Annotated in this window: 11 protein-coding genes; 10 read left to right on the forward strand and 1 reads right to left on the reverse strand. The window is 61.2% G+C overall.

What is annotated here, in order from left to right:
- Positions 1-44: 44 nt before the first annotated feature.
- The 5 genes from rimO (at position 45) to K5554_RS08960 (ending at position 5437) form a co-directional block, all read left to right on the forward strand.
- Positions 45-1376, forward strand: a complete 1332-nt coding sequence (gene rimO, locus K5554_RS08940) for a 30S ribosomal protein S12 methylthiotransferase RimO (RefSeq protein WP_221038161.1) — start codon at positions 45-47, stop codon at positions 1374-1376.
- Positions 1360-1905: a CDP-diacylglycerol--glycerol-3-phosphate 3-phosphatidyltransferase gene (pgsA, locus tag K5554_RS08945; protein WP_221038162.1), complete on the forward strand. Its 546-nt coding sequence runs from the start codon at positions 1360-1362 to the stop codon at positions 1903-1905. The genes rimO and pgsA overlap by 17 nt, the downstream gene beginning before the upstream one ends.
- 99 nt (positions 1906-2004) lie before the next feature.
- A complete protein-coding gene (locus tag K5554_RS08950) occupies positions 2005-2544 on the forward strand; it encodes a hypothetical protein (protein ID WP_221038163.1) in 540 nt (179 codons plus the stop codon).
- Entirely contained in the window at positions 2541-4064 is a 1524-nt protein-coding gene (locus K5554_RS08955) for an AAA family ATPase (RefSeq protein ID WP_221038164.1), read from the forward strand. The genes K5554_RS08950 and K5554_RS08955 overlap by 4 nt, the downstream gene beginning before the upstream one ends.
- Positions 4065-4183: 119 nt before the next feature.
- Positions 4184-5437 carry a competence/damage-inducible protein A gene (locus K5554_RS08960; RefSeq protein ID WP_221038165.1) on the forward strand — a complete coding sequence of 418 codons (1254 nt, stop codon included), beginning with the start codon at positions 4184-4186 and terminating at the stop codon, positions 5435-5437.
- A gap of 243 nt (positions 5438-5680) precedes the next feature.
- Here the strand turns inward: K5554_RS08960 and K5554_RS08965 are convergent, their stop codons facing one another.
- On the reverse strand, positions 5681-6943 hold the full coding sequence (locus K5554_RS08965) for an IS110 family transposase (RefSeq protein ID WP_221038166.1): 1263 nt from the start codon (positions 6941-6943) through the stop codon (positions 5681-5683).
- Between the two features lie 283 nt (positions 6944-7226).
- Between K5554_RS08965 and K5554_RS08970 the strand changes: the two genes are divergently transcribed.
- The 5 genes from K5554_RS08970 (at position 7227) to rny (ending at position 12421) form a co-directional block, all read left to right on the forward strand.
- A complete protein-coding gene (locus tag K5554_RS08970) occupies positions 7227-8603 on the forward strand; it encodes a metallophosphoesterase (RefSeq protein WP_221038167.1) in 1377 nt (458 codons plus the stop codon).
- 20 nt (positions 8604-8623) lie between these two features.
- A complete protein-coding gene (gene thpR, locus K5554_RS08975; protein WP_221038168.1) occupies positions 8624-9169 on the forward strand; it encodes an RNA 2',3'-cyclic phosphodiesterase in 546 nt (181 codons plus the stop codon).
- Between the two features lie 24 nt (positions 9170-9193).
- Entirely contained in the window at positions 9194-10228 is a 1035-nt protein-coding gene (recA, locus tag K5554_RS08980; protein ID WP_221038169.1) for a recombinase RecA, read from the forward strand.
- A 3-nt stretch (positions 10229-10231) separates the two neighbouring features.
- Positions 10232-10735, forward strand: coding sequence for a regulatory protein RecX (locus K5554_RS08985; RefSeq protein WP_221038170.1), 504 nt, complete (start codon positions 10232-10234; stop codon positions 10733-10735).
- Positions 10736-10900: 165 nt separating this feature from the next.
- On the forward strand, positions 10901-12421 hold the full coding sequence (rny, locus tag K5554_RS08990) for a ribonuclease Y (RefSeq protein WP_255565610.1): 1521 nt from the start codon (positions 10901-10903) through the stop codon (positions 12419-12421).
- Positions 12422-12642 lie beyond the last annotated feature (221 nt).

Raw genomic sequence — 12642 nt, forward strand, 5'->3', positions numbered from 1 at the left:
GTCTTGCAGTGCGGGCGGTACGTAAGAGGTGAAGGAGCATTACTTTGCAGAAGAAAAAGGTCGGACTGGTGTCGCTGGGCTGCGCGAAAAACCTGGTGGATTCGGAGGGGCTGCTGGCCGCCCTGGTGAGGAGCGGTTACGAACTGACAACGAGCCCCGCAGAGGCCGAGATTATCATTGTTAATACCTGCGGGTTCATCGAGGCGGCGAAAGAGGAGTCGATCGACACCATCCTGGAGATGGCGACGTACAAGGAAAAAGGACGCTGCCGGAAGCTGGTGGTGACCGGTTGTTTGGGGCAGCGGTATCCGCAGGCGATCGCCCGGGAGATTCCCGAGGTGGATGCCGTTCTGGGGACAGGGGCGCTGGAGCGGCTGCCGCAAGTTTTGGCCCAGCTGGAAACAGGGCGGCGCGTGGTGGCCGTGGAGGCACCCGGAGGGCTGACCGGCGGACCCCGGATTTTGGCTACCCGCCCGGGCACGGCCTACTTAAAAATCGCCGAGGGCTGCAATCACCGCTGCAGCTACTGCGTGATCCCGCAGCTACGGGGGCCGCTGCGGAGCCGGCCCGAAGAAGAAGTGGTGGCGGAGGCGCGCTCCCTGGCCCGGCGGGGGGCAAAGGAGATCATCCTGGTTGCCCAGGACACCACCAGCTACGGGCTGGACCTGTACGGTGAGGCCAGGCTGCCTGCACTCCTGAAAAAGCTGGCCGCCTGTGCGGAGATTGAGTGGCTTCGCCTTCTTTACCTGTACCCGGAACGCATCACAAGTGAACTGCTTACCACCATGGCCGAAGAACCCAAGATTTGCCGGTATTTCGATATTCCCCTGCAGCACGTCAACGATCGCCTCTTAAAAGCGATGGGCCGTGCCAGCCGCCAGGAACAGGTGGTCAGGCTCCTGGCTGGGATCCGTGACCTCCTGCCGGAGGCGGCGCTTAGAACCACCTTCATCGTTGGTTTTCCCGGCGAGACGGAGGCCGAATTTGCCGAGCTGGTGAGTTTTGTGCGCCGGGAGAAGTTTGATTGGGTGGGGGCGTTCGCCTACTCAGCGGAGGAGGGGACGCCGGCCGCTGCCTTACCGGGGCAGATCCTGGAAGAAGAAAAAACAAGGCGGCGCGACGAACTCCTCAGGGTGCAGCGGCATATTTCGCTGGAGCGCAACCGCGCTTGGCTGGGGAAGAAACTCGCGGTTCTTATTGAGGAGGCAGGTGAGGGGCGGGGCCGGGGTCGGTGCTTCCGGCAGGCCCCGGAAGTCGACGGGGTAACCTTCGTCCGGGGCCGGGGCCTTAGGCCCGGCCAGTTTGTCCAGGTGACGATCGACCGGGCGGGCCTTTATGACCTTGGGGGGAGGGTAGAGAATGAACCTACCCAATAAGCTGACCCTGGCCAGAATTATCCTGGTGCCGGTGTTCATGGTTACGGCCTGGTTGCGGCTGCCGTATGCCGACTACCTGGCGACCGCCGTATTTGTTGTTGCCGCTCTGACCGACACGCTGGACGGTTACCTGGCGCGGCGGCGGCAGGAGATAACCCGCTTCGGTAAGCTCCTGGATCCCTTGGCCGATAAACTTTTGGTGAGCGCAGCCCTCCTGGTGCTGGTGGAAGGTGGACGCTTGGGAGCTTGGGTCGCGATGATTATCATCGGGCGCGAGTTCGCCGTGACCGGGCTCCGGGCGGTGGCGGCCGCCGAGGGTATCATCATTGCCGCCAGCCGTTTCGGCAAACTAAAGACGGTGTTTCAGATCATCGCCATCGCTGCTCTTCTGCTCCGGGATTATCCGTTTCGGACGTGGCATATTCCCTTTGCCGGCATTACCATGTCCCTGGCGGTGGTGTTTACGGTAGCCTCTGGTCTGGATTACTTTTTCAAGGGGCGCGAGCTCTGGTTGCCTTCGGCCGAGTAAAGCACAGGTTTTACCCCTACCACCAGGCTTTGCCTGACGAGTGGTAGGTTTTTTTATGTTATAATAGGGACTAGGTTAAGAGGGAGGAGAAACTGGCGGATGAAGTATAGGGGTTACAGGGTGGATGTTGTCGCCGCGGTGGCGCTGCTCACGGTGGCGTTGCTCCTGGGGGTCCGCTTGGCCTATGTGCGCTACTTTGTGGAACGACCACTGGTTAACGAACTTCAGGCGCTGCCGGGGGTAAAGGATGTCAAGCTGAGCCAGGCCCGGGGCCGGTATAACGTAAAGCTGGCGCTGGGCCGGGTGGACAACCTGGCAGAGGTTTACCGGCAGGCGGAGGAGCTCGCTGCGGCAAGCCTGGGCCCCGGCGGTTTTAACCTTATGCTGGCCGATGAGCGGACCCCTGCTTTAGAGCAGGTGTACTATGAGATCCATTACTACGTGGAAGAGGCCTTGGTGCGCGGCAATTTTAGCGAAGCCGCGGAACGGATACAAAGTGCCGCGCGTGCGGCCGGCGTGGAGGAGAAGTTTTACGTCGACCAGGGGCATGTCTACGTGGAACTCACCCAGGGGCCCGGCTACCTCTACGAAGTGCACCAGCGGCCGGACCGCTCCCAGGAGGGGGGAGAACCGGCGTGAAGCGGGAGATCCTCCTCGGGGTGGCTGCGGGGGTGTTTTTCTTCGCCTCCATTTCCGGCTTAAACCCCTTACCTGCTTTGCTTTTCGGCTTCCTGCTTTACCTGCTCTATGAAACCGGGGGCCTGAGAATCATCCGCCGGCAGCTGGGCGGCAGCGGGCAGGAAGTTAAGAACCAGGTGACGTTTCAGCAGATCGGCGGACAAGCCGCCGCCAAGAAGGAACTCCTGGAAGCGCTCGAATTTATGAAAGACGGCAACAAGGCGGCCGCCCTGGGTATCAGACCGCTCAAAGGGATACTTTTGGCCGGCCCGCCGGGAACGGGCAAAACTCTGCTGGCCAAGGCCGCCGCCACCTATACCGATGCGGTGTTCCTTGCTGCCGCGGGCAGCGAATTCATCGAGATGTACGCGGGGGTAGGGGCCCAGCGCGTGCGCAGCCTGTTTCAACGGGCACGCGAAGCGGGCCGCCGCGAAGGGCGCAGCAATGCCGTTATCTTCATCGACGAGATTGACGTCTTGGGCAGCAAACGGGGACAGTACCAGGGGCACATGGAGTACGACCAGACCTTGAACCAGCTCCTCACGGAGATGGACGGCATGAAGAGCACGGATGGGGTACGGGTCCTGGTGGTAGGGGCTACCAACCGCGAGGATATGTTGGACCCGGCCCTGCTGCGCCCTGGGCGGTTCGACCGCTTGGTGCGGGTGGAACTGCCCGACCAGGAAGGGCGCCTCCAAATCCTCAAGCTCCATACCGCCAATAAGCCCCTCGCTCCGGATGTGGACCTTAAGCAGATTGCCCGGGAAACCTTCGGCTTTTCAGGGGCACACCTGGAAAGCCTGGCCAACGAGGCCGCCATTTTGGCTTTGCGGGAGAACGCCGCCCAGATTGGGCAGCGTCACTTCCTGGAAGCCATCGATAAGGTGAGCCTGGGCGAGAAGCTGGATCGCCGGCCGCAGAAAGAGGAACTATGGCGCGTGGCGGTGCATGAAGTCGGTCATGCGGTGGTCAGCGAGGCCTTCCGCCCCGGGTCCGTGGCGTCCCTGACCATTACTTCGCGCGGGCAGGCCCTAGGCTACATGCGCCAAGTTCCGGAGGACGATTATTACCTGTATACGGAAAGCTACCTGCGCGGGCAGCTGCGCATTCTTCTCGCCGGGATGGCGGCCGAAGAGGTTCTCCTCGGCAATCGCAGCACGGGAGCGCAGGGAGACCTGGAGCAGGCGATCAGTACCGTGAAAAAGATGGTGGCGGCCGGCATGTCATCGCTGGGGATTGTCTCGGTGGCCGATTTGCCCGCCGGAGAACTGCAGGGGGCCATCCGCGACATCCTCAACGAGGAAAAGGCGGAGGCCCGGCGGATCATGACCGAGAAGAAGGAACTGGTGCTCTCCCTGGCCCGGGAGCTCCTGGAGAAAGAGCGCCTGGCGGGCGAAGAGCTGCGCGCCCGGCTCCAGGATGGCCACGAACCGGCCTATCCAGCCGAAGCGGCCGACCAAACCGGGGTACTGGCAAGTTAGCCGGTACTCCTTTTTGTTTTTAGCAGGAGATGGCCGAAGTATAGCGAAAAAAGAGAGGAAACACCCTAACAGAGCCCCGAACGGCTGGAAACTTAGAAACCTGGAAAGACGGTGAGAGATTGGAAGCTGAAATCATCTCTGTGGGGACCGAACTTCTCCTCGGCCAGATCGTCAACACCGACGCCCAGTACCTGGGCGAGCGCCTGGCTGCACTCGGCATTGACCTGCACCGAATAACCACCGTGGGGGATAACGCCCCGCGCCTGCAAGCGGCTCTCGCAGCCGCCTGGGGACGGGCGGACCTTATCCTTTTGACCGGGGGACTGGGGCCGACGCAGGATGACCTTACCAAGGAGACGGCGGCCGCATTCCTCGGCCTGGAGCTTATTTTGGACGAGGGCGCGCTGGAGCACATTCGTTGCTTTTTTGCCCGCACCGGCCGGACAATGCCGCCGGCCAATGTCAAACAGGCCCTGATACCTGCCGGCGGGCAGGTGCTGCCGAACCCCAACGGTACGGCACCCGGGGTTTGGGTGGAGAAAAACGGGCACATTGTGGTCATCATGCCCGGACCTCCTTTTGAACTTAAACCCATGTTCGAAAGCGCCGTTGTCCCTAAGCTGCGCGCCCGGCTGAGCGGCGGCGAGCGCCGGGTAATAAAGTCGCGGGTTCTCAAGCTGTACGGGATCGGCGAATCCCACGCCGAAGAGCTGGTCCGCGATCTCATAGCAAAGCAGGAAAATCCCACCCTGGCGCCCTATGCCAAGGAGACGGAGATCCAGTTTCGCCTTACCGCCAAGGCGGGCAGTGAGGAGGAGGCCGATGCGCTCCTGGCCGGCCTGGAAAAAGAGGTCGAGGAGCGGCTGGGGCCGTACATCTTCGCCCGGGACAATGAAACGATGCAGGAGGTGGTGGGCCGGCTGCTGAAAGCCCGGGAGGCAACGCTGGCCGTGGCCGAATCCTGCACGGGCGGGCTGGTGGCGGATTGGCTCACCAATGTGCCGGGCAGCTCTGAGTACTTTTTGGGCGGCGTTGTTTCCTACAGCAACGCGGCCAAGGAAAAGGTGCTGGGGGTACCGCCCGCCCTGCTGGCGCAACAGGGCGCGGTGAGCGCCGAAGTGGCCGAAGCGATGGCCAAGGGGGTGCGCGCCCTGTTGGGCGCGGATTACGGTGCAGCGGTCACCGGGCTGGCCGGGCCGGGCGGCGGAACCCCGGAAAAGCCGGTCGGACTGGTGTTCGTGGCGGCTGCCGATGCCGGCCGGGTGGTGAGCGAACGCTACGAGTGGCGCGGCGGGCGACTGGTGATTAAGCGACGCGCAGCACAGGCTGCCCTCAACCTGCTGCGCCGGTTGGTGGCCGGCCTCGAGCAGTAAAGAAAGACGTGCTAGCAAAAGTCAAGGGTTCCCGGCAAGTGACCTTGCCAAGTGAGAGCGGGCCGGGCCTAAAGGATTCTGGCCACCTTTAGCCGGACCGTCAAGGCCCTCCGCTACGCTCCGGCCCTGGCGGGCGGCGGCTTAAGCCGCCGGCCTTGACTGCCGGCTGCAGGTGGCGGGCATGGCAAACAAGCCCGGCCCGCTCCAAGGGACGAGCTTCGACGACGAGGAGGTGGATCTTTCTTAGTTGCTCAGGGATGGCGTAGGTTTCCAGACGTACTCAGGATCGTAGGGCTTTCCGCTTCGCCAGATGTAGTAGATGACTACGGCGAGCTTGCGCATGAGAGCTACCGTTGCGACTTTAGGGTGCTTGCCTTCCTGAAGCTTGCGCTGGTAGTAAGCGTTAAAGCGTTCATCGCAGCGTTTAGCGGCTTGTGCGCAGAACCAAAGAGCTCGCCTGAGGTAGGGAGAACCGCGCTTGGATATGTGCATACGGGTACCCTGGAACTCTCCCGATTCCTTGACGCTGGCGTCAATACCGGCAAAAGCCACAAAGCGCCTGGGATTGGTAAAGGTCGAGATGTCCGGAACTTCTCCCAGGAAAGTAGCGAGCACCACAGGGCCTACACCAGGCACAGTCTCTAGAACATGCCGAGGCAACTTCTCAGCCGTCGTTTCGGTCTTCTTTTCTTCAACCTTATCCTGGGCGCACACTTCGGTAAGCGCCTGGTCGATGGCGGCTTCGACGGTTTCTACTTGTCCTTCGAGGAATTCGATCTGAGCGAGAAGTAGCTTAAGCTCCAGGGCGAAACTGTCAAGGCCCAGAGTAATGCCGAAGCTATTTCTGGCGAGGTTTTGTACTTCGAGCGCCTTTTCTTCGCCCAAACGTCCCCGGGAGGCCTTGGAAAGGAGGGCCGCCAGCTCAGAAAGGTCGGCGGCAGCCAGTTCTTCTGGCGTGGGGTAGTTCATGAGAAGTTTCCGGGAACTACGGACAAAGGGCTCAGAGAAGAGGATTTCGTATTCCGGAAAGATGCGGTCCAGGATGCCGAGCACACGCTGTTTAAGACTACCAATTCGGCTAACCAGTTCATAACGAAAGCGCTCTAGGGCTTGGAGTCTTAGTAAGCCGTCGTTTGGCTGTCGCGAGTCAGATACCCGGTCCATCCGGAGGAGATCGGCCAGGATGAAAGCATCTCTGGCATCGGTTTTGGTCTTACGCAGGTACAGGTTCCGGGCGGCATCCGACTGGATGGGATTAAGGACCCGGACCTGGAACCCGCGCTGGGTAAGGAACCCATAGAGGTTTAGCCAGTAATGGCCGGTGGCTTCCATTACTACCGTGACTTCTTCGGGTTTAGCCCCTAGCTTTTCTTGTAGCTGCCGGACGAATCGGTTCGCATCAAGGCGCCGATTCTTAAACCGTTGGTGAAAGACCTCCTGACCACGGTCATTCAAAACACACGCTTTATGTTCCCGTTTGGCGATGTCGATGCCACAGTAGTACACAGGTAAGGCTCCTTCTCAAAGAGTAAAGGGCGGGTTCCCGGTGCCCTACGGAGCCACAACCTTGCTCGTTACTCGAGCTAGACAGGAAAACCTGTTGCTCAACGTGCTCAATCGTAGTTCCCCGTAGGGGCGGGGCAGCATTCTTTCTTTCAAGCTAAGTCAAGTGGGCACTTGAATGCTTTTGGAGGATATTCGCTGTCCCCACCCTTCCTACGTGGAATTGTGCCCCATCAGGTTCCTTTTAGCAAGGACCTGACTGACTATATTGTACAAGGAGGAAGGTATGAAGCGGAAGGCGCTCCTCTTCTGGACCTGCTCCCTCTTGGGAGCAGCGCTGGTTCTCTTTTTTCTGAGCCCGGCGCTCTACAGGCTGGGTGCCTTCCGTTTTGCCGTCCGGGTACTGCCGGGCCTGGGCCGCACCAGGATAGAACTGCCGCCCGTCGGCGCGGTGGAAGCGCGCACGCACTTGACGCCCCTGGATGTGGTGTTAACCTTAAGGAGCGTGGATCCAGACCAACTGCAGCGCCTGCTGGGGTCCCCGGGAGCGAGGCAGGCCGCGCTGGCCACCTTGAGGGAAGGGGGACGGCGCATTGCGGCGCACTTCTTGCTCCGCACGCTCCTGCTGGCTGCCGCCGGCGGGGCCTGGGGAGCCTCCTGGGTGCGCCGCAGCTGGCCGGACCGGGGCAAAGGGGCCGTGCTGAGTGCGGCGGTGTGGGTGCTGGTGGCCACGGGTGCCGCGGCCACGTTTAACGTCCAGGCCTTTCAGAATCCTTCTTACAGCGGCATCTTAAAGGGCGCCCCCTGGATGCTGGGTTTAGCCCAGACGGCTTGGGAGCGGCTGGACAAGCTGGGGGCGGACGTGCGCTTTCTCACGCAAAACCTGCGCCAGGCGCTGGACCGGGCCAACGCGGCGGCACCTCTGGAGCGGCTCCAGGATGACATTAAGGTGCTCCACGTTTCCGACCTCCATAACAATCCCTTGGGGCTGAGCTTTATCGCCCAGATAAAAGCGGACTTCGGGCCGGATTTTATCGTCGATACCGGGGACTTGACCGATTTCGGTACACCGTTGGAAGAAGGACTCTTGGCGCGGCTGCCTGCTCTGAAGGTACCGTATTACGTGGCGCTTGGTAACCACGATTCGCCGGTGATCGCCCAGGAAGTAAGGACACTTTCCGGGGTGCACCTGCTTGAGGGATGGCAGGCGGTGAGGGGGCTGACCTTAGCCGGCCGGGCAGATCCAACCTCCTTAAGCGCCGACATTAAACCGGCCGGTGAGGAAGCCGTCTTGGCCCAGGTGACAGATCTGAGCGCCCTCATCCAGGAAAAGGGCCAGGCCCCCTTTATTCTGGCGGTCCATGACCCCCGGGTGGGCGAAAACTTTGCCGGGGTTGTTCCGGTGATCCTCATGGGGCATACCCACCAGGCACGGGTGGAGGTAAAAGGCGGCTCGGTGTTGGTGAATGCCGGTACCACGGGCGGGGCGGGGGTGCGGGGCGTGCAGAGTGAAAAGGAGGTGCCGCTTACGGCAGCGCTTCTTTATGTCCATGCCCAGGGAGCGGCGCCGCAGCTGGATGCGGTGGATATCATCCGCCTCTATCCCCGTGCGGGCAGGTTTGAGCTGGCCCGGACCACTGTGGGTGCCACGCTGCGCCAATAACTGTCTGAGGTGGTGAAGGCATGCGCGTGTTTCTTGCCCTACCCCTGGAGTCCGGCGTGCGGAAACAGTTGGTAGGCTGCCAGAAGGCTTGGGCTAAAATGATCGGCAACGTCAAATGGGTGGAGCAGGAAAACCTGCACCTGACGCTGAAGTTTCTAGGTGAGGTTTCCGAGCAGGATTTGGTGGCGGTAAAAAGGGCGGCCGGCCGGGTGGCCGAGGAGTTTCCTCCTTTCTCGGTTAACTTAAGCGGTCCGGGCGTCTTTCCCAGCGCACGGAAGGGTCGCGTTCTCTGGGTGGGGCTTAAGGATGAAGGAGAGCGGCTTAAGCTCATGGCCCAGCGGCTGGACGCAGAGCTGGCTCCGCTGAATTTTTCACCGGGAAAAGCCGGCTTTACGCCGCATCTGACCCTGGGCCGGCTGCGGCAGCCTGCAGCGGTGACGATCCCCGCCCTGCCGGTGGAGGGGGTACCGGTAAGGTTGACCGAGGTTGTCCTTTACCGCAGTGTACTGACACCGCACGGACCTCTTTACCAGGCGCTGGCCGAGTTCGGGCTGGGAAAGAAGTGAGGAGTGGCAAAAGGGGGCAGGAGAATGATCGAGAAGCAAAAGGCTTTGGAAATGGCCCTGCTGCAGATTGAAAAACAGTTCGGTAAGGGCTCTATCATGCGGCTCGGTGAGGCGGCCGGGCGCCTGAACATCGACGTTATTCCCACGGGGGCGCTGAGCCTCGATATTGCACTCGGGGTGGGCGGAATCCCGCGCGGGCGCATCGTCGAAATTTTTGGCCCCGAGTCGTCGGGCAAGACCACTGTGGCCCTCCACATGGTGGCAGAAGCGCAAAAGCTGGGGGGTACGGCGGCGTTCATCGATGCCGAGCACGCGCTTGATCCGGTGTATGCGCACAACCTGGGCGTTAACACCGATGACCTCCTCATCTCGCAGCCGGATACCGGCGAGCAGGCGCTGGACATCGCCGAAGCCTTGGTGCGCAGCGGGGCGGTGGACATAATCGTTGTCGATTCTGTGGCGGCGCTGGTGCCCCGGGCCGAGATCGAAGGCGAAATGGGCGATGCCCATGTCGGCCTGCAGGCCCGCCTCATGTCCCAGGCCTTGCGGAAGCTGGCCGGGGCTATCAGCAAATCGCACACCGTGGCCATTTTCATCAATCAAATCCGCGAAAAGGTTGGGGTGATGTTTGGCAATCCGGAAGTGACCCCCGGCGGTCGCGCGCTCAAATTTTACGCCTCCATCCGGCTCGACGTGCGCAAGCAGGAGTCCCTGAAGCAGGGGAACGATGTCATCGGCACCCGGACGAAAATCAAGGTGGTCAAAAACAAGGTGGCGCCCCCCTTTAAACAAGCGGAGTTCGACATCATCTACGGCAAGGGAATTTCCCGGGAAGGAAACATTTTGGAGCTGGCTGCCGAACAGGACATTGTCACCAAGAGCGGGGCCTGGTTCTCCTATGGCGGCGAACGGCTGGGCCAGGGTAAGGAAAACGCGCGCGATTACCTTATCTCCCACCCCGATGTCTGCTGCGAGATTGAAGCCAAGGTGCGCGAAGCCTTTAACCTGGGTACCGTTAAGGCGCCGGCTGCCGCCGAGAGTGAGACGCCGGAGGAATAGGCTGTGGCAGGAGACGATGCGCCCGGGGCTTTAGAGCGGGCGGCCCGGCAGCATGCCCTCCGGCTCTTGGGCCGGTGCGCCTATACCCGGGCAGAACTTAAGGCGAAGCTGGCCGAGAAGGGGCTCCCGGCGTCGGCGATTGAGGCGGCCCTCCTGTTTGTTGCCCGCTGCGGCTACCTCAATGATGTTGAGGTGGCCCGGCGGGAAGCGGAGCGCTGCTTTACGGAAAAGGGCTGGGGACCCTACCGGGTGAGAGAACGCCTTCGGCGGCGGGGGCTTACCTCCGAGCTCATCGCCGATGTGCTGGCCGCCTACGATGAAGACAAGGTGCGCGCGTTGTGCCTGGCCGCAGCCGAGAAAAAGGCGCGCCAGTTAAGGCCGGTGGGGGCGGGCCGGGTGAAGGCACGGGTGTGGCATTACCTCGCGCGCCGGGGTTTCCCGCTCGACGTTATCGAGTGGTGCCTTAACCGGTTGCCGATGGAGGAATCGGAAACTGGTACTCCTTGACAAGTGCAGAACGTTAGCTTACAATTAACCATGGGTTATACCCGGTGAACGAGGTGAGCTGTGAGGTACGCCCTAAGTACCAGCGCATGTCTGCGGCCGAGTTCTTGCTCGGCTTCTTTGCATAAAAGGAGGTGAATGGGCATTATTGAGATCAACCTGGCAATAATGATCAGCGTCGGCGCAGCCGTGGCAGCGCTCATTGTCGGCTATGCCGCGCGCAAGTATATCGCAGAGGCCAAGATCGCCTCAGCCGAAGAGGAAGCTCGGCGGATTCTGGAAGAGGCAAAGAAGGACGCCGAAGCCAAAAAACGCGAAGCGCTGCTCGAGGCCAAGGAAGAGGCTCACCGCGTACGCAGCGAACTCGAGCGGGAAAACCGTGAACGCCGGGCCGAGCTGCAGCGGCTCGAGCGACGTTTGGTACAGCGCGAAGAAAGCCTGGACCGGAAGCTGGAAGGGTTAGAAAAGAAGGAAGAGCTCCTGGAGAAGCGGGAGAAGGTCATTCAGGCTACGCAGGACAAACTGGAAGAAACCTACCGTGCCCAGGTCCGGGAACTGGAGCGCATTTCGGGGCTGACGTCGGATGAAGCGCGTAACCTGCTGCTTTCCAATGTGGAGAACGAGATTCGGCACGAAACAGCTCAGCTCATCAAGAATATCGAGACGGAGGCCAAGGAAGAGGCAGACAAGCGGGCGCGCGACATTATCGCCCAGGCCATTCAGCGCTGCGCCGCCGATCACGTGGCCGAGACAACGGTCTCGGTGGTGGCGTTGCCCAATGACGAGATGAAGGGCCGGATCATCGGCCGGGAAGGGCGTAACATTCGCGCGCTGGAGACCATGACCGGGATCGACCTTATCATCGATGACACGCCAGAGGCCGTAATCATCTCCGGTTTCGACCCGGTACGCCGGGAAGTGGCGCGGGTAGCGCTGGAGAAGCTGATCGCCGACGGGCGCATCCACCCGGCGCGCATTGAAGAGATGGTGGACAAGGCCAAGAAAGAGGTTGAAACGCGCATTCGCGAAGAGGGCGAGCAGGCCACCTTTGAAACCGGGGTCAACGGTCTCAACCCGGACCTGGTTAAGCTGCTGGGCAGGCTGAAGTTTCGCACCAGCTATGGCCAGAACGTGCTCAATCACTCCATCGAGGTTAGCCGCCTGGCGGGGATCATGGCGGCGGAACTGGGCGCCGACGTGGCACTGTGCAAGCGAGCCGGTCTTTTGCACGACATCGGCAAAGCCGTCGACCACCAGGTGGAGGGACCGCACGTGTCCATTGGTGCAGACCTGGCGAAGAAGTTCGGCGAATCGGCAGAAATCATCCATGCTATCGCTGCGCACCATAACGATATTGAACCACGGACGGTCGAGGCCATCCTGGTACAGGCGGCGGATGCCCTGTCGGCGGCGCGGCCGGGGGCCCGCCGTGAAACCCTGGAGGCCTACATCAAGCGCCTGGAAAAGCTGGAGGAAATTGCGGACTCCTTCGATGGCGTGGAGAAGTCTTACGCCATTCAAGCCGGGCGCGAGGTGCGCATTATGGTTAAACCGGAAAAGATCGACGATCTGGCCGCGGTGCGCTTGGCCCGCGACATTGTCCGGCGTATCGAAAGTGAATTGGAATACCCTGGTCAGATAAAGGTAAACGTTATCCGGGAAACGCGTGCGGTGGAGTACGCAAAGTAGAGGCGGGTTGGACCCGCCTCTTTTTGGTAATAAGGGCCGGCCCGGCTGGGCAGGGATGTGCTTTCGCGGCGGCGAATAGAAGAGAATAGAAGAGGGGACAGGATTTCGGGGCGAGAAGGTGAGCATGGGGGCCACAAAGGGGTTCGCGGCGGGTGACATGTCCGCGGGGACGCTCCGGGTTTACCGTTATGGTAAGTCGAATCGGAAGGAGACGGCCAAAA

The organism is Gelria sp. Kuro-4 (genome assembly GCF_019668485.1).
Classification (GTDB): domain Bacteria; phylum Bacillota; class DTU030; order DUMP01; family DUMP01; genus DUMP01.